The sequence below is a fragment of the Thermosynechococcus sp. TG215 genome (genome assembly GCF_031583455.1).
Classification (GTDB): Bacteria; Cyanobacteriota; Cyanobacteriia; order Thermosynechococcales; family Thermosynechococcaceae; genus Thermosynechococcus.
The window spans coordinates 2,163,293-2,180,536 of the sequence record NZ_CP134178.1 but is presented as its reverse complement, the minus strand read 5'-3'; the positions used below and the strand labels follow the sequence as shown (position 1 = coordinate 2,180,536).

The window sequence follows — 17,244 nt, the reverse complement described above, 5'->3', positions numbered from 1 at the left end:
TCACTTTCATTATGCCGAACTATTCTTGGGCTGGGGCAGAACTTGCTTTTTTCCCAGAGCGTTTTTGCGGCTTAGATGGCTTTTCAGCAACGGCCTCCGTCTGGGTATCTTTGGGCGCTTCAGCAGTCGCTGTGGGCTGCTCAGTGGCTGTGTCGGACTGCACTGGCTGAAATGTATTTTGCTCTAGGAGCCAGTTGAGGGCTTCCTCCTGCTGCACTTCATCGTGGGCAAATTCGCGGAGTCGTTCTAGATCCTTGGCTGTTTGGTTGCCCAACACCTCTTTGTAGCGGTTCAGCCGTTCCTCCACTGCGTCGGGACTAGGTTCAATGCCCTCTTGACGAGCGATCGCCCTCAACAATAAACGGGAGTGCACCTCCTTCGCTGCCCCCGGCTCTGCCTCTTGACGCATTTTTTCGTAGAGTTCCTCGGTCATGATCTTGTTGAGATCAACGCCTTGGGACTGAATTTGCATCAGCGTCGTCCGCACCTTCACATCTGCCTCTTTGCGGATCAGGGTTTTTGGCAATTCAACTGGATTTTGGGCAATGAGGGTATCAATGAGGGCAGCTTCTTTCGCTTTCTTGTCTTGATTTTCAGCTCGCTCCTGATGGTTTTGCTCTAGATAGGCCCGCAATTCTGCCATCGTACTGAATTCACTGTGCTCAGCGGCAAAGGCATCGTCTAGGGGGGGCAGTTCCGGTGCTTTAATCCCTAAAAGTTCAATCTCAGCAGTCAATTGTTTGGGGATGTCTGCTTTCCCTTCCTTGACTTCCTCGGCAACAGACACCGTCACCGTTTTGGCTTCACCGACACTCATGCCGACAACAGCAGCAGGAATTTCTTTAATCAAAAAGGGTTGCTCTTCATCGAGGGACAGGGGCAGTTCATCTGCTGAGAGTTCCTTCACCACCTCCCCATTTTCATCTTTGGTCACCAGTTTTAGGGTGACATCATCGCCCCACTGAGCGGGTCGGTCTTCGACGGGAATGAGGGTGGCGTGCTCCCGTTGGTGCCGCTGCAAGAGCTTCTCGACAGTTTCGGGATTGTAGGTGACGGGAGTGTACTCAATGGTTAGCCCTTTATAGGCTGTGACTGTCACTTCTGGTTCGACATCAAACGTGACGCTGAAAGAAAAGTTGTCCCCCGGCTGAAATTGGTTCAGTAGCTCTGTAATATCCCCTTGGAGTTCGAGGTTGCCTAGATAGGGGATGTTGTTCTTTTCGACGGCGGCTTTGACGGTATCCTCAATCAGTTTTTCTATGGCCACATAGCGCAGCCGCTCTTTGCCAATTTGCTGCAAGACAAGCTGCCGGGGGGCTTTGCCCTTGCGAAATCCGGGTACCTGTGTATGGCGAAGGAGATCATTGACCACTTGGTTATAGACCTGTTGAGAGTGTGCCCCCGAAACCTCAATCGTGGCGAGGAGTTGGCTATTGGCACGGGGTTCAGTCGTCATGGAAATGAGGTCAGTCACGTCAGTCAAGGTCATTCCCCTTCGCAAATGGTGTCAGTGTAGTGTCAGTTGGCTGTGCGCGATCGCACAAATTATAATTTTAGCGCAGATTTCCCCTGCTCTTTGCAAATGGAGTTGCGCTTAAAGACACAGGACAATGGGTGTAATGTCAAGGTTTGATGACAAAACCAATCGTCAAGATCCCCACTGCCTATAGAATAAAAGTTTGTCATGGGTGCCGTGTAGCCCACACCTAACTATTTTCACAAATTGCAACGATTTCTAAACAACCCCTATGAGTTCAACCCTGCGATTCCTCATGTGCCCTCCCACCCATTATGAGGTGGACTATGTGATCAATCCTTGGATGGAGGGAAATATCCACAAGTCCTCCCGCGATCGGGCACAGGAGCAGTGGCAAAAACTCTACGAAATTATCCATACTCGAGCCACGGTTGACCTGATTGAGCCGCAGCCGGGCTGGCCGGATATGGTGTTTACGGCGAATGCGGGCTTGGTGCTCGGCGATCGCGTGGTGCTCAGTCGCTTTTATCATCCAGAACGTCAAGGGGAAGAACCCTATTTCAAAGCGTGGTTTGAATCTCAGGGGTATCAAGTTTTTGAGCTACCGAAGCAACTGCCCTTTGAGGGAGCCGGAGATGCCCTCTTGGATCGTGAGGGTCGCTGGCTGTGGGCAGGGTATGGCTTCCGTTCAGAATTGGATTCCCATGCCTATTTGGCGAAGTGGCTGGATATTGAAGTCCTCTCCCTGCGGCTCATGGATGAGCGTTTCTACCACCTTGACACATGTTTTTGTCCGCTCACGGATGGCTACTTACTTTACTATCCTCCCGCCTTTGATGCCTACTCCAACCGCCTGATTGAACTGCGGGTACCAGCGGATAAACGAATTGCCGTTAAAGAGGCTGATGCGGTCAACTTTGCTTGCAATGCCGTCAATATCGATCGCACGGTGATTCTCAACTGTGCCAGCCAAGAATTGAAGTCTGCCCTTGCCCAAGTGGGCTTTGAGGTGGTGGAAACGCCCCTGACAGAATTTCTCAAAGCGGGGGGTGCAGCTAAATGCTTGACCTTGCGGGTGACCGAACCCGTGCGCGAAGAACTCCATGCCACGGCGACAATTCCCAGTCGGGTCATTCATCTGGAGGGACACCTCCTCGACTCTGGCCTTGTGAACCGTGTCCTAGACACAATTGTGGAAAGTGGCGGCAGTTTCCAAGTCCTGCAATTTAATCTTGGCGAACAACGGCAAAGTCCCTCCCAAGCGGATATTCGGGTCATGGCGCCCGATGCCGAGGTCATGGATGCGATCATGGCGCAGTTGATCACCCTCGGTGCGATTTTACCGCCCTCAGAGGTGTGTGATGCGACCCTCGAAACCGTCACCCAAGCGGGGGTTGCCCCGGATGACTTCTATGTAACCACGATTTATCCCACAGAGGTACGAGTTGCCGGCGAGTGGGTTCGGGTTCAAAACCAACGCATGGATGGGGCGATTGTGGTGCGCTCAACCCCGGAAGGCACGGTGGCGGAGTGTCGCATTCTGCGGGATTTAGAGGTGGGCGATCGCGTGGTCGTGGGCGTCGAAGGCATCCGCACGATTCGGAAAACGGAAAGCCAGCGCAGCACCCAAGAGTTCACCTTCATGGGATCAGGGGTCTCCAGTGAACGCCGCGTCGAACTGGTGGTGGAACAAATTGCTTGGGAACTGCGGCGCATCCGCGATCAGGGGGGCAAAGTGATTGTGGTGGCCGGCCCAGTGGTTATCCACACCGGCGGTGGTGAGCATTTAGCCAAGCTGATCCGTGAAGGCTATGTCCAAGGACTCCTCGGCGGTAACGCGATCGCGGTGCACGATATGGAGCAAGCCATCATGGGCACCTCCTTGGGGGTGGATATGCAGCGGGGCGTTCCTGTGCGGGGCGGTCACCGTCACCACCTGAAAGTGATCAATACCATTCGTCGCTGTGGCAGCATTGCCAACGCCGTGGCTCAGGGCATCCTCACCAGTGGCGTGATGTATGAGTGTGTGAAGAATAATGTGCCCTTTGTCCTAGCGGGGTCAATCCGTGATGATGGCCCACTGCCCGATACCCTCATGGATTTAATTGAGGCGCAGCGGGAGTATGCCCGCCTGATTCAGGGCGCAAACATGATTTTGATGCTCTCGTCAATGCTGCACTCCATTGGTGTCGGCAATATGACCCCCGCTGGGGTGAAGCTCGTCTGTGTGGATATTAACCCAGCGGTCGTCACTAAACTAGCGGATCGGGGTTCTGTGGAATCCGTGGGCGTGGTCACCGATGTGGGACTGTTCCTCAGCCTGATGGTGCAGCAGTTGGAGCGGCTGAATCGTCCCTATACCCTTGCCTAGAAGCTTTTCAGCCAATGGGGTAGGATTGAAAGGGCGATTTTTGTATTCGAGGTCAGCAGTGACAGTTCGTGTTCGTTTAGCACCGAGTCCGACAGGAAATCTGCACATTGGGACTGCCCGTACCGCTGTGTTCAACTGGCTTTACGCCCGCCATCGGGGAGGGAAATTCATTCTGCGGATTGAGGATACCGATCGCGAGCGGTCTCGACCCGAATATACCGAGAATATCCTTGAGGGCTTGCAATGGCTGGGGCTGACGTGGGATGAAGGCCCCTATTTCCAGAGCGATCGCCTTGATCTGTACCGCCAAGCGATTCAAACCCTCTTGGACAAGGGACTTGCCTACTACTGCTACTGCACCCCCGAAGAACTCGATGCCCTGCGAGCCGCACAAAAAGCCAAGGGACAAGCCCCGCGCTACGACAACCGTCACCGCCATTTGACCCCAGAGGAGCAAGCCGCCTTTGATGCCGCAGGACGCACCCCCGTCATTCGCTTCAAAATTGAGGACGATCGCCAGATTGAATGGCAGGATCTGGTGCGCGGTCGAGTGAGTTGGCAGGGGGCTGATCTGGGGGGCGATATGGTGATTGCGCGAGCTGCCCCCCGCGGCGAAATTGGCTACCCCCTCTACAACTTGGTGGTGGTCGTCGATGACATTGCCATGGGCATTACCGATGTCATTCGCGGTGAAGACCACATTGGCAACACACCCAAACAAATTTTGCTCTATGAAGCCCTTGGCGCCACTCCCCCCAACTTTGCCCATACTCCCTTGATTCTCAACTCAGCGGGGCAAAAACTCTCGAAACGAGATGGGGTGACCTCCATTTCTGACTTCCGAGCCATGGGGTATTTAGCCCCCGCCTTGGCCAACTACATGACACTCTTGGGTTGGTCGCCCCCTGAAGGGATAGGGGAACTCTTTACCCTTGATCTGGCGGCGAAGCACTTTAGTTTTGAACGAATTAACAAGGCAGGTGCCCGCTTTGATTGGGATAAGCTCAATTGGCTCAATCGTCAGTACATTCAGCAACTAGAGCCAGCAGAACTTTTGGCAGAACTGATTCCCTTATGGCAGGGGGCAGGCTATGCCTTTGATGAGGGGGGCGATCGCCCTTGGTTGCTTGACCTTGCCCAACTCCTTCAACCGGGTCTCAACACCCTCAAGGAGGCCATTGATCAAGGGGCAGTTTTCTTTGTACCCACCATCACCCTTGATGCTGAAGCAATGGCTCAACTGAGTCAACCCCAGAGTGCGACGATTTTGGCGTACCTACTAGCACACTTGCCGACAGAGCCAAAGCTGACGGTGGAGATGGGACAACACCTGATTCAACAGGCCAGCAAAGCCGCAGGGGTGAAAAAGGGAGCAACGATGCGATCGCTGCGCGCTGCCCTCACGGGTGCTGTCCACGGTCCCGATTTAATGGCCACGTGGCAAATTCTCCACCAACGGGGCTGGGATCAACCGCGACTTGCGGCAGCATTGAAACAGGCACAGGTTACTTCCTAGGGGCTGGGGGGCGATCGAAGATCGTTTGGCTTAAATTAGCCCCACTCAAATTTGCGCGATCGAGATCTGCCCCCTTCAGGTTTGCAGCCGTCAAATTCACATCAATCATGTTTGCCCCCTTCATGACCGCATTCTCCAAATTGGCACCGCTAAGGTTGGCATTGACAAGGTTGCTAAGGGTGAGGCGTGTTCCCACCAGTTGTGCCCCTGCCAAATTGGCATTGACCAAAATCGCTAGATAGAGACTGGCACGGTTCAAGTTTGCCCTTTCCAAATTGGCGCCAAAGAGATTCGCACCCGCCAGATAAGCGCCCTCCAAATTGGCACCTGCTAAATTCGCCTTAAACAAATTGGCATCCATTAGGTTCGCGCCCCGCAGATCACAGTTTGGACGCCAAATCGCTGGGCACGGTCGATTAAACGGTCATCGGGATGGGCAGCAACATCGGCTGCTAAGGCCGCCCAATCCAGCTTCCAAGGACGACGGGGGACAACTGTGGGGGCTAAGTCCTCTCGCTTCAGCCAGCGATGGATAGTGGCGCGGCTCACCTGAAAAATTTGAGTGGCTTCACTGATTTTGCCACCTTGCTTGATATAGGAGACAACCCGCTCTCGTAAGTCCAAGCTATAGCTCATATTCTTGAGTAACATTCATGACGCTTTGAGTATAGCCTATCCCTCTTGAAAATATCTCATCTCCTTTCGAAATGGCTATAGTTCGTGACCTAGCAGGTCAGCAATAATCATTTCCTTAACTAACCCCGGCTGCAGTAGGTTGCGAATACCAATTGTTTGAGCAAGTTGAGAGGCTTGACGGATCAGAGCAACAATTTGACGATAAACTTGCTGTTTCACCAATCAAAAAGCCTCCCCGCGATTTCATACTCTGCCTCACGTAATCTCTCGTTTGCTGCTTGGACAAACTTTTGATCTTGCTCAATAGCAATGAAATGCCTTCCCAAGCGTTTACAAACTACAGGGGCTGTACCGACACCGGCAAATGGATCAAGCACTAAGTCACCCTTATTAGAGCTTGCCTTGACTAAGCGTTCAATCAGCTGCTCTGGCTTTTGAATGGTATTGAGTGCTTCGCGAGCTACTAGTTTTTTTGATTTATACGTGAGCTGTTTAATATCTCCCCAGACATCTCCTGGGTTTTTACCTTCTTCATTGAATTTAGTTTTGCCATACTTACCATTAATCACTGATGGTACCCGCTCACAACGACGACGGTGCTCTAGCTCTACTAGCTGTGGTACCCGAATAGCATCTAAGTTAAAGGTTTTGGGACGCTGGCCTTTAATAAAGTAACAAATAAGATCATAGTTATTTGTGTAGTTGATCCGTCCTTGAGCTAGGCGACTGGGCTGATACCAGACAATTTTTGCCTGTAAGTTAAGAAATGGACGGTAGTCAATAAAGTCAATACAATCAGGTTTACCAAAAAGGTAGAGTGCTCCTCCCTCTTTCAATTTTTCAGCAAAGATAGTGATGAGTTTGAGGTTAAACTCTTGGATGTTAGAGATGCGATCCCATGGATTGGTGGTTACACCGTAGGGGCCGTCGCAAATAATGAGATCAATGCTCGCACTTTCAATCTGGGGCAAGAGGGTAAAAGCATCAGCTTGGTAGATACGATCAATCTCTAGTATGCTTTCGCTCAATGATCTAAAACATCCCTTCTAGGGCGGCTTGACAGCGATCGCACAACTGGGGATGCAAGGCCGATTGTCCCACACTTTCAGCATAATTCCAGCAGCGGACGCATTTCTCACCCTTGGCATGACCAACACCAATCCATAGTCCTTCGGCTTCAAGGACATAGGGTACGTCCACCCCTGCCTGTTGCGGCATCAGCTCCACTTGGGAAACCAAAAAGAGATAGCGCAGTTCATCCACCCCATTGCCACTGAGGGCATCGCTGGGATTCATGTCCTGAAGGCGATCGCGCCACTGTGGATCAGCAACATAGAGCCACACTCTGGCTTCCAAAGAGGAGCCAATGAGCTTTTCGGCACGGGCCTGTTCGAGCACCTTATTCACCTCTAGGCGTAGTTGCCGCAGGCGCTGCCACTCACTGGCTAGCTCCTGATCCTGCCACTGGGCAGGAAGCTGTACCCAGCCGCTTTGAAAAACCGAAAGATAGGGGGTTTTGAAGGGCAAATGCTGCCAAATATCTTCGGCTAAATGGGGAAGCACTGGGGCAATAGCACGGGCGAGGTTTTGAACGGCAACGGCCAGAACCGTTTGACAACTGCGCCGGCGATCGCTCGCGGCAGCACTGATGTACAACCGATCCTTGGCAATATCGAGATAAAAGTTCGACAGATCAACAACACAAAGATTTTGAATCGTTTGGAAAAAGCGATAGAACTGAAAGCTATCAAAGGCCGCCGTTACTTCGCTGAAGACTTCATGCAGCCGATGTAGCATGTAGCGATCCAAGGCGGGCAGTTGGGCATAGGGAATGGCATCTTGATCGGGGTCAAAGTCGTGAAGATTCCCCAAGAGAAAGCGAGCCGTATTGCGAATCTTGCGATAGACATCCGCCAACTGCTTGAGGATATTTTTACCAATGGGGACATCATTGGCATAGTCCACGGAGGACACCCACAGACGCAATACATCGGCACCATAGGCAGGGTCTTGCTTTTGGTTTTTGCCCCCCTCAATCACTTCGCGGGGATCCGTGACATTGCCGAGGGACTTGCTCATTTTCCGTCCCTGCTCATCGAGGACAAAGCCGTGGGTGAGGACTGCTTTGTAGGGGGCTTGGCCTTTAACGGCAACCCGTGTTAGCAATGAGGATTGAAACCAGCCGCGGTGTTGGTCAGAGCCTTCGAGGTAGAGATCCGCCTGTTGATCGCCGAGAACCGCCGCCCAGGAAGAGCCAGAATCAAACCAGACATCCATCGTATCGGTGCCCTTTTCGTAGCGATCGGCTTGATCTCGTAGGGATTCAGGCAGCAATTCCGCAACGGAGAGTTCCCACCAAGCATCAGACCCGCGATCGCGAATAATGGCTTGCACATGGGCAATGGTTTCTGCCGTCAGCAGGGGTTCCCCCGTGGCTTTGTCATAAAAGACGGGAATGGGCACGCCCCAACTGCGCTGCCGCGAAATACACCAATCGGAACGCTCCGCCACCATTGCCGTAATGCGGTTTTCCCCTTGGGCAGGAATCCACTTCACCTCGGCGATCGCCCTGAGGGCGGCATCGCGAAAGCCTTCAACGGAAGCAAACCACTGCTCCGTGGCGCGGAAGATGGTTGGTTTTTTCGTGCGCCAGTCGTAGGGGTACTTGTGGACATAGGGTTCTTCCTTGAGGAGGGCGCCACACGCTTGCAGTGCCGCAATCACCGCCTCATTCCCTTCCTTGAGGACATTGAGACCGGCAAATTGTCCCGCTTCTGCTGTAAAGCAGCCATTTTCATCCACGGGCGACAGGATTGGCAAGCCATAGCGCTGACCCACCGCATAGTCCTCTAAGCCATGGCCAGGGGCCGTGTGAACCAGACCCGTCCCCGATTCAGTCGTGACATAATCGCCGCCAATGACAATTTTGCTCTCGCGCTCAAAGAGGGGATGTCGATAGCGCCCATTTTCCAAGTCAGCCCCTTTGGCGGTGGCCACCACCTTGAGGGTACAAGCAAGGGTTTGGCTAAGGCGCTCCACCAGATCCTTGGCCACAATCAAATATTTGTAGCGGGCACTGGGTTTGACTTCAACAAGGGCATAGGTGAGATCCGGATTGACACTCACCGCCAAGTTGGCCGGAATGGTCCAAGGGGTCGTTGTCCAGATGGCAACCCCCAATTTGCCGAGGGCTTTGTACCACGATTTGGCTAGCCCTTGCGGCAGTTCGATGACTTCAAAGGCGGCATAGAGACTACGGGAGGTGTGGCCTTCGGGATATTCCAGCTCGGCTTCGGCGAGGGCGGTTTTGGAGCTAGGACTCCAGTGGACGGGCTTGAGACCGCGATAGATATAGCCCCGCAGCACCATTTCACCAAAAACGCCGATTTGGGCGGCCTCGTAGTCAGGGGTGAGGGTCAAATAGGGGTGCTCCCAGTCGCCCCAAACCCCATAGCGTTGGAAACTCTGCTTTTGCTCGGCAACGGTTTTGAGGGCAAATTCCTTGGCCTGTTGGCGGAGGGTCAGGGGGGTAAGCTGGGCACGCTGTTCGGGTTTCAGGTTTTGCAGTACCTTGAGTTCAATGGGCAGGCCGTGGCAGTCCCAACCGGGGCGGTAGTGAACCTTGCGTCCCCGCAGCAGTTGATACTTGTTGATGATGTCCTTGAGAATTTTGTTGAGGGCATGGCCAATGTGGAGAGCGCCATTGGCGTAGGGGGGGCCATCGTGGAGAATAAAGACCTCACCCGGATTGGTTTGCTGCAGCGTTTCATAAATTTGGTGCTGTGCCCAAAAGGCCTGTAATTGGGGTTCCCGTGTGGCTGCATTTGCCCGCATTTCAAAGGTGGTTTGGGGCAGGTTGACGGTGTCTTTGTAGTCGGGGGTCGCGTCAGTCATGGGTGGGTACAGCGGGGTATGATCGTTGGAGGGCAAGAAAAAATCGGGAATGGATTCAATTGTAGGAGAACTGTTCTTATTCACTCAAGGATGATTTCCGTTCTAGGTTTGGATCTGGGGCGCAAGCGCATTGGTGTGGCAGGGTGCGATCGCTTGGGGCAGTTGGCCACAGGCATTACAACCATCCAGCGGCGCAATTTTGCCAGTGATGTGGCGCAGCTTCGCCAGATTTGCCAAGAGCGAGGGGTAGAGAAGTTAATTGTGGGCTTGCCCTACACCCTCGATGGTCAACTGGGTTCCCAAGCCCGGCAAGTGCAACATCTAGCGGAAAAAATTGGCGCGGCCTTGAACTTGCCCGTGGAATATATGGATGAGCGGCTAACCTCCTTTCAAGCGGAGGAAATCCTCAAACAGCGGCGGCGATCGCCCCGTCACCACAAGGACTTAGTGGATCAAATTGCTGCTGCCCTCATTTTGCAACAATGGCTCGATGCCCGTTCTCAAGCCGCAAAAGCAACACTGGCACCCGCTGATCCGCAGCTATAACGGAGGCTCAAAAGTTGTCTGCTCAAATTCTTGGGCACGGGCTACCATGTGCGGGGCTGAAACTGCGCATCATTGAGAATCGCCACCCCATCTCCCGACTGCGCCAACACAAATAACCCTTGCCGATAGGCATAGCGAGCCACCTCAGGGGGCACGATCATCCCTGCCACCGCTCCCAAGAGCTGGGTGTCTCGATACTGGTGTGCCAAACGACGAAATTTCGCGATCCGCTCTAAATGCTCATCCACATCCCCTTGGCTCAGTTTGGTTTTCACCTCGACGAGAACCGCTTGATTGGTATTGACGACTAGCAGATCAATTTCTAAACTCTCATTGCCATCTTGGAGAATGACATCGCTGTAAAGCTGAGAGACGGCAATGCCGCGACTCTGAAATAGGCGCAGCACGGCGGGGCGCACCTGCCATTCCACAAATTCCCCAAGGCGATTGCCCAGTTTCCCCAGTTGCTGATTGAGTTGGCGCGCTTCTTCCCGCAACAAGCGTTCCGTTTCTTGAAATCGCCGATCCGTCTCTTGAAATCGCCGATCCGTCTCTTGAAATCGCCGATCTGTCTCCTGAAATCGCCGATCCGTCTCCTGAAATCGCCGATCTGTCTCTTGAAATCGCCGATCCGTTTCTTGGAAGCGGCGCTCTGTTTCTTGAAAGCGGCGCTCTGTTTCTTGGAAGCGGCGCTCTGTTTCTTGGAAATGGCGTTCGGTTTCCTTTTGAGCTTCTAACAGCTCCCCTAGTAATCGCCAAACATCGTCAGGAGTGTATGCCTTTGTCATGACTTAATTGACAGGATTAATTTACCGAGCCGTGCTTGCAAGTGCCGCCCCTTGAGTGGGGGAATGAAAAGGGGACTTGCTACAGATCTTTATCTTAAATCCTTTGCGGTAGCATCTATCTATCGCTCTGCAATCACTATCGATGAACCTAGAGACACTGCGCACCTACCACGACACCTACCCCGCCCTACTGAATAAGATCTACCTCAACTATGGGGGACAAGGGCCGCTGCACCAAGACACATGGCAGGCCATCATCCAGAGCGATCGCCACATTCAAGAGGAAGGCCCCTTTGCCAATCGCGTCTTTCCGTGGCTGAGCCAACAACTGCAAACCCTGCGGCAAGAACTGGCACAGCTTTTGGGGACGAGCGCCGAGACCATTGCCCTCACAGATTCTGTAACCACTGGCTGCAATATCGTTCTCTGGGGGATCAACTGGCAAGCGGGCGATCGCCTGCTGATTTCTAACTGTGAGCATCCGGGGGTAGTGGCGATTACCGAACAATTGGCGCGGCGGTTGGGGGTGGTGGTGGATCGGGTGGCCTTTTGGCCTTGGTGTGACGATGAGGTGGCCGCCATTGAAACCCAACTCCATCCCCGCACACGCTTGGTCGTCCTCAGTCATTTGCTGTGGAATACCGGGAAACTTTTGCCGTTGGAGAAAATTGTTGACCTTTGCCACCGTCGCGGCATCCAAGTCTTGGCGGATGGTGCCCAAAGTGTGGGTATGGTGCCCCTCAATTTACCCGCCTTGGGGGTGGACTACTATGCCTTTACGGGACACAAGTGGTGCTGTGGCCCTGCGGGTCTCGGCGGGCTGTACATTCGGCGCGATCGCTTGGCCACATTGGAACCCACCTTTATTGGCTGGCGCGGCATTCACCAAACCCGTGATGCCCAACCCGCCGGCTGGAAGGAGGATGCCAGTCGCTTTGAAGTGGCCACAACCGCCTTTTCCTTGGTACCGGGGTTAACCACTGCCCTGCGGGTGCATGATCAATGGGGGACTGCCCAAGCGCGATATGAGCGCATTTGTGAGCTGAGTCATTATCTTTGGCAACAGTTACAGGGCATGGTGGGTTTGACCTGCTTGAGTCTCGTGCCGCCGCCGTCGGGCTTGGTGGCCTTTCAGTTAGCTAATGGTCAGCATCGCCAATTGGTGCAAGACCTTGAGGCAGAGAATATCTTGGTGCGGGAATTGCTCTATCCTGCCTCGGTGCGAGCCTGTGTGCATTACTTTACGCTGCCGCAGGAGTGCGATCGCTTTGTTGCTACCCTCAAACACTGGCTCCAGAATCATCCTTAGGACGCTTGAGAATTGAATTAGAGCGATTAGAGTCACCTACCATGTACGGGGCTGAAACTGCACATCGTTGAGAATCGCCACCCCATCTCCTGATTGCGCCAACACAAACAAACCTTGCCGATAGGCATAGCGAGCTACTTCAGGGGGTACGATCATTCCTGCTACGGCGCCCAAGAGCTGGGTGTCCCGATACTGGTGTGCCAAACGACGAAATTTCGCGATCCGCTCTAAGTGCTCATCCACATCCCCTTGGCTCAGTTTCGTTTTCAGCTCGACGAGGACGGCTTCATCAGTATTGACGACTAGCAGATCAATTTCTAAACTCTCGTTGCCATCTTGGAGAATGACATCGCTGTAAAGTTGAGAGACGGCAATTCCCCAACTCTGAAATAAGCGCAGCACGGCGGGGCGCACCTGCCATTCCACAAATTCCCCAAGGCGATTGCCCAGTTTCCCCAGTTGCTGGTTGAGTTGGCGCGCTTCTTCGCGCAGCAAGCGTTCCGTTTCTTGGAACCGTCGGTCAGTCTCTTGAAATCGCCGATCCGTTTCTTGGAAGCGGCGCTCTGTTTCTTGAAAGCGGCGTTCGGTTTCCTTCTGAGCCTCTAATAGTTCCCCCAATAACCGCCAAACATCTTCAGGGGTGTATGCCTGCGTCATGACTGGATTAACAATTGCTCACGGATACATCCCCAATCCTAATCCGAATCAATGCTCCCCACTGAGAAAAGGATGCTGACGCAATTCCCAAGCCAATCAGAAAAGCGGGTGGACCCTCGCCCTGAGAGATCCTTACTATTGGCTAAGGATCAGCAGGAAGCTTGTGATTGCCGCGCGGCAATGTCGGCGATCGCCTGCTTGAGAATGCGGTGTTCTTGGACTTGAATGCGGGCGTGGAGGGTGGCAGGCGTATCATCGGGGAGAACGGGCACTGCTGCTTGGACTAAAATTGGGCCACTATCCACTTCCTCTTCCACCAGATGGACGGTACACCCAGTAATTTTCACACCTGCTGCCAAGGCCTGCTCAACGGCATGCAATCCCCGAAAACTGGGGAGCAAACTGGGATGCAGGTTAATTACCCGCTGGGGGTAGGCATTGAGGAGGACAGGCGTCACAATCCGCATCCAGCCCGCCATCACTACCCACTCGACCCCATAGGCTTTGAGGGTTTCGACAATGGCCGCATCCAGACTTTCACGGCTGGGGTAGTGGCGATGGTTGAGCAGCACACTGGGAATCTGCCACTGTTTGGCGCGCTCTGCCACCAAGGCATCGGGATTGTTGTAGATCAGAACTTGAATTTGGGCAGCCAGTTCGCCCTGGGCGATCGCCTCCGCCAGGGCAGCAAAGTTGGAGCCATTGCCAGAAGCTAAAACGCCTAACCGCAGGGGATGGGGCGCGGGCGCGATCGCTGGAGCAGAAGGGACAACAAGAGCCTCACTGGACATGACGGGCGTTACTGATTTTAGTGCTCAATAATTCTAAGGCCTTGGCCACCATTGGATCCGTGGGTCGTGCCACCAAGTTGGGATTGAGCTGCAATTCCAAATCGCTACTGGGATCGACCGTCACCAGCACATCGGGGGTGATCCCCCCTGCGGCAATATCGCGCCCCTTTGGCGTCAGATAACGAGCTACTGTTACCACGAGGGCAGAGCCATCCCCCAGTTCATGAACTGCTTGAACCCGCACCTTGCCAAAAGTTGGTGTCCCCACCACGGTTGCGCGCCCCTGATCCTGCAAAGCAGCGGCTAAAATTTCACTGGCACTGGCGGAGGCCTGATTTACCAAGACCACAAGGGGCAACTGACTCAAGGCGCGTTGGTGGGCACGAATCGTCTCTTCTCGCTGGTTTTGCTGAATGCGCACAATCACCCCAGAATCGAGCCATTGGCGGCTAATTTCAATGCCGGCTTCTAAGAGCCCCCCCGAATTGTGGCGCAAATCCAGAATGAAGCCTTGAACTTTCTCCCGTTGCAGGATTTGGATCGCCGCTTGCATCTCTTGTTGGGAGCGGCTATTAAAACCACTGAGGCGAATGTAACCCACCCGAGGATGATTCAGAACCTGAAAATTCACTGTACGCGGAATTTCACCGGCGCGGGTGAGTTCGACACTAAAGGGTTGGGGTTTACCTTCACGGCGCACCAGTAGGCGCAACTGACTCCCCGCTGGCCCTCGCAACGCCAGATTGGCTCGCTCCAAGGTCAGGCGATCGCTCCCCCGACCGTTAATGGCCAGAATTTCATCTCCCACTTTCAAATTCGCCTTGGCAGCCACTGACCCCGCTTGGATTGCCTGAATGCGAAAGAGTTCCCCCGACTCCACGAGGGTGAGACCCACATCCACCTGCTGGCCTTGGGTTTGCAGGAGCAGTTGACGGTACGCTTGGGGCGGCAGAAAGCGGGTATAGGGATCATTGAGGCGGACAAGGGCTTGCTGAATCACCCGATAGGCGGCCTCGCGATCGCCATAGGGTTGGGAGAGCAACTCCTGACGAATGGCCTGCCAATCCAGACGATTGAAACTGCGATCCAGATAGCTTCTGTAGATAATTTGCCACGCCTCATCGACCAAGGCCTTGGGAGCATCCTTGAGCGTACTGGTGCCCCCCAGTGCTGACGGCATTCCCAATAGTGCAACACCGACGCCGAGAATTGCCCAGTATTTCACCCCACAAATCCATTGACAACGCCTCGCCCCTATTCTATCGTTCCCACATAAAAAAATCCCCCTCACAGGGAGGGGGAAACAGGTCAGTGCGGATTTAGAAGCTAAAGGTTGTCCGCACAGCGCCAACAACAATGGGGTCGTTGTTTGAGTTGCTGTTGGGGTTGAAGATGGCAATCACCCCAGGGGTAATCGAGATATTGCGACTCACGGCAAAGCGGTAGAAGCCCTCTAAGTGATAGGAGTTGAAGCGCGTGTAACTTCCATCGCCAAAAGTAGGAGGGACGTTTGTGATGCTAATGAGCTGCGGGGGCTGGCCAAAAACAAGACCCAGCAGATCTCCCTTCCGCCAGAGGTCAGGGGAAGCAAAGGTAATGGCCCAGTTGACAATTTCAGCCTCACGGCGACCACCTGCTAGAGCAGCACCTCGAACACCATAAACATTGGCATACCCTGCCCAGCCCGCAACATTCAACTGCTTGATCGGGCGATAGGTAAACTGGAAGCCCACCGCATCCGCTGCTTGGTTAGGCACGTTGTTACCTACATTCCCCAAAGGGTTTGCCGCTGAGCGGAAACCAGAGCTACCTGTTCCCCCAAAGGGATCAAGGCCATAGGAGTGGGTGTAGGTCACCCCCAAGGCGAGGTTTTTAATGGGGCGCACATCCACCTGAGCCAAAGCAGCATAGGCACCATCAAAGAAGCCATTGAGGCCATTGTTCGCGACTCGATCAGGGTCGTTGGCAAAGGGTGCAAGGTAGCCCACATTGAGGGTGACGCCGGTGCCCCGTTCTTTATTTTGGATGAGGTCGTACTTAAAGGTCACACCCGCAGCATTGGCAGCACTTCCTGCACGGTAGATGGGATGGTAACGCCCAAAGCGAGAGAGGGCACCCGTATCACTGGATTGGAGGAAGGGGTTGAAATTGTTGACATTGTCGTTGAACTCACCCCCCACAAAATCTAGGATCATTTGACCGCGACGGGTCACTGGAAAGCTGTAGAAGGCTTTTTGCAGTTCAAATTGGTTATTATTATTGCCATCATAGCCAAGGCGCCCCATATTGGTGCCCATCAATCCGGCATAACCAGTAATATTAGCTGCTTGCAAGCGCAACCGTAGGCGATCCTTGCCATAGAAGCTGGTATCGAGGTTGAGACGAACGCGGTTGTTAACAACAGTGTTGTCATCAATTGGGGGTTGCACACCACCTAGACCAGGACGTAGTGCCCGCTCGTTCGTCAATATATCGGAGACGTTGAAGATAACCGTAGCGTTGAGCTTAGTGAGGGTGGCAAATTGAGTGGCTTCGAGGTTGGCAACGCGGCCTTCAAGGTTGGTGACGCGGCCTTTGATGACGGCGAGTTCATTGGCAAATTCCTGCATCAGGCGGCGCAGGGTTTCAAGGTCTTCCTTGGTGGCAAAGCGATCGCTAATTACATCGAGGCAGGCATTCAAAGCGGCTGCCATTTCATAACGAGTAGCGGCACGATTGCCACGGAAGGTGCCATCGGGATAACCGGCAATACAGCCGTATTTCTCGACAAGGGAGGCTAAGGCTTGATAGGCCCAGTCTGTAGGGCGCACATCCGAGAGTTGGCTAACGGAGGTCACTTGACCCATGCTCGATGTCGTAGGGACACGCCCCGCTTCTAGTTCGGCCACTGAGGGCACAGAGAGGTTGCTGCGGCGATTTTGGGCAACAAGTGTCGTGCTGGTGGGCAGTGTGGTTAGGGATTCAGTACCAGCAGTAGGGGTTTGAAACTGAGTGCTACTGAAGTTGGTCAAAGAGGTATCAGCGGCTGTCGCTGCACCTGCCAGCACACCCAACAATAAAACAGGCGAGGTCAAAACCAACCCCGGAAAAATGCGGGACATAACGTCTTACTCCTTCACTCCTCAATGAACTTGTCCTAAAGAACGAGTCCCTAAGACAGAATTCTCCTTCAATTATTGATCCTACTGAGATGCTCGCTAAAGTTATTCATCTGCCAGCAAGCTGAGCTATCAGGCTTTCTTACAGAGGCTTTAGCACA

Annotated in this window: 14 protein-coding genes and 1 pseudogene; 4 read left to right on the top strand and 11 right to left on the bottom strand. The window is 53.6% G+C overall.

What is annotated here, in order from left to right; genetic code table 11:
• Window positions 1-19: 19 nt before the first annotated feature.
• Window positions 20-1,489 (bottom strand): trigger factor, encoded by a 1,470-nt coding sequence (gene tig / locus RHJ02_RS10700; RefSeq protein WP_310743034.1) that lies wholly within the window; start codon window positions 1,487-1,489, stop codon window positions 20-22.
• Window positions 1,490-1,748: 259 nt separating this feature from the next.
• Here tig and RHJ02_RS10695 point away from each other — a divergent pair, with 259 nt between their 5' ends.
• Window positions 1,749-3,848: a TIGR00300 family protein gene (locus RHJ02_RS10695; protein ID WP_310800206.1), complete on the top strand. Its 2,100-nt coding sequence runs from the start codon at window positions 1,749-1,751 to the stop codon at window positions 3,846-3,848.
• A gap of 58 nt (window positions 3,849-3,906) precedes the next feature.
• A complete protein-coding gene (gene gltX, locus RHJ02_RS10690) occupies window positions 3,907-5,364 on the top strand; it encodes a glutamate--tRNA ligase (protein ID WP_206200143.1) in 1,458 nt (485 codons plus the stop codon).
• On the opposite strand, the gene RHJ02_RS10685 is transcribed toward gltX, so the two are convergent.
• The 5 genes and pseudogenes from RHJ02_RS10685 to ileS all read right to left on the bottom strand — a co-directional run bounded on the left by RHJ02_RS10685 (window position 5,354) and on the right by ileS (window position 9,894).
• Window positions 5,354-5,725: a pentapeptide repeat-containing protein gene (locus tag RHJ02_RS10685; protein WP_302678276.1), complete on the bottom strand. Its 372-nt coding sequence runs from the start codon at window positions 5,723-5,725 to the stop codon at window positions 5,354-5,356. The two genes, gltX and RHJ02_RS10685, sit on opposite strands and share 11 nt — an antisense overlap.
• A 26-nt stretch (window positions 5,726-5,751) precedes the next feature.
• Window positions 5,752-6,000, bottom strand: a pseudogene (locus RHJ02_RS10680) (IS630 transposase-related protein); the annotation flags it as partial.
• A 75-nt stretch (window positions 6,001-6,075) separates the two neighbouring features.
• A complete protein-coding gene (locus tag RHJ02_RS10675; protein ID WP_310453483.1) occupies window positions 6,076-6,219 on the bottom strand; it encodes a hypothetical protein in 144 nt (47 codons plus the stop codon).
• Window positions 6,216-7,028, bottom strand: coding sequence for a site-specific DNA-methyltransferase (locus RHJ02_RS10670; RefSeq protein ID WP_310800205.1), 813 nt, complete (start codon window positions 7,026-7,028; stop codon window positions 6,216-6,218). The genes RHJ02_RS10675 and RHJ02_RS10670 overlap by 4 nt, the downstream gene beginning before the upstream one ends.
• A 4-nt stretch (window positions 7,029-7,032) precedes the next feature.
• Complete coding sequence (gene ileS, locus RHJ02_RS10665) at window positions 7,033-9,894, bottom strand: isoleucine--tRNA ligase (protein WP_310800204.1); 2,862 nt, start codon at window positions 9,892-9,894, stop codon at window positions 7,033-7,035.
• A 90-nt stretch (window positions 9,895-9,984) separates the two neighbouring features.
• On the opposite strand from ileS, the gene ruvX reads away from it, so the two are divergent.
• Complete coding sequence (gene ruvX, locus RHJ02_RS10660; protein ID WP_149819291.1) at window positions 9,985-10,440, top strand: Holliday junction resolvase RuvX; 456 nt, start codon at window positions 9,985-9,987, stop codon at window positions 10,438-10,440.
• A 41-nt stretch (window positions 10,441-10,481) separates the two neighbouring features.
• On the opposite strand, the gene RHJ02_RS10655 is transcribed toward ruvX, so the two are convergent.
• Entirely contained in the window at window positions 10,482-11,228 is a 747-nt protein-coding gene (locus RHJ02_RS10655; protein ID WP_310800203.1) for a hypothetical protein, read from the bottom strand.
• Window positions 11,229-11,370: 142 nt separating this feature from the next.
• On the opposite strand from RHJ02_RS10655, the gene RHJ02_RS10650 reads away from it, so the two are divergent.
• Window positions 11,371-12,537, top strand: coding sequence for an aminotransferase class V-fold PLP-dependent enzyme (locus RHJ02_RS10650; RefSeq protein ID WP_310743028.1), 1,167 nt, complete (start codon window positions 11,371-11,373; stop codon window positions 12,535-12,537).
• 36 nt (window positions 12,538-12,573) lie between these two features.
• Here RHJ02_RS10650 and RHJ02_RS10645 read toward each other — a convergent pair whose 3' ends face one another.
• The 4 genes from RHJ02_RS10645 to RHJ02_RS10630 form a co-directional block, all read right to left on the bottom strand.
• Window positions 12,574-13,194 (bottom strand): hypothetical protein, encoded by a 621-nt coding sequence (locus tag RHJ02_RS10645; RefSeq protein ID WP_310800202.1) that lies wholly within the window; start codon window positions 13,192-13,194, stop codon window positions 12,574-12,576.
• A gap of 149 nt (window positions 13,195-13,343) precedes the next feature.
• A complete protein-coding gene (gene purN, locus RHJ02_RS10640) occupies window positions 13,344-13,985 on the bottom strand; it encodes a phosphoribosylglycinamide formyltransferase (protein WP_302678273.1) in 642 nt (213 codons plus the stop codon).
• On the bottom strand, window positions 13,975-15,210 hold the full coding sequence (locus RHJ02_RS10635) for a S41 family peptidase (RefSeq protein WP_310800201.1): 1,236 nt from the start codon (window positions 15,208-15,210) through the stop codon (window positions 13,975-13,977). The genes purN and RHJ02_RS10635 overlap by 11 nt, the downstream gene beginning before the upstream one ends.
• Before the next feature lie 94 nt (window positions 15,211-15,304).
• Window positions 15,305-17,086, bottom strand: coding sequence for an iron uptake porin (locus RHJ02_RS10630; RefSeq protein ID WP_310800200.1), 1,782 nt, complete (start codon window positions 17,084-17,086; stop codon window positions 15,305-15,307).
• Window positions 17,087-17,244 lie beyond the last annotated feature (158 nt).

Bases quoted from the DNA above. Each gene is read 5' to 3' on its own strand.
- tig (WP_310743034.1), bottom strand. From the start codon at position 1,489: ATGACCTTGACTGACGTGACTGACCTCATTTCCATGACGACTGAACCC.
- RHJ02_RS10695 (WP_310800206.1), top strand. From the start codon at position 1,749: ATGAGTTCAACCCTGCGATTCCTCATGTGCCCTCCCACCCATTATGAG.
- RHJ02_RS10685 (WP_302678276.1), bottom strand. From the start codon at position 5,725: ATGGATGCCAATTTGTTTAAGGCGAATTTAGCAGGTGCCAATTTGGAG.
- ileS (WP_310800204.1), bottom strand. From the start codon at position 9,894: ATGACTGACGCGACCCCCGACTACAAAGACACCGTCAACCTGCCCCAA.
- ruvX (WP_149819291.1), top strand. From the start codon at position 9,985: ATGATTTCCGTTCTAGGTTTGGATCTGGGGCGCAAGCGCATTGGTGTG.
- RHJ02_RS10655 (WP_310800203.1), bottom strand. From the start codon at position 11,228: ATGACAAAGGCATACACTCCTGACGATGTTTGGCGATTACTAGGGGAG.
- RHJ02_RS10650 (WP_310743028.1), top strand. From the start codon at position 11,371: ATGAACCTAGAGACACTGCGCACCTACCACGACACCTACCCCGCCCTA.
- RHJ02_RS10645 (WP_310800202.1), bottom strand. From the start codon at position 13,194: ATGACGCAGGCATACACCCCTGAAGATGTTTGGCGGTTATTGGGGGAA.
- purN (WP_302678273.1), bottom strand. From the start codon at position 13,985: ATGTCCAGTGAGGCTCTTGTTGTCCCTTCTGCTCCAGCGATCGCGCCC.
- RHJ02_RS10630 (WP_310800200.1), bottom strand. From the start codon at position 17,086: ATGTCCCGCATTTTTCCGGGGTTGGTTTTGACCTCGCCTGTTTTATTG.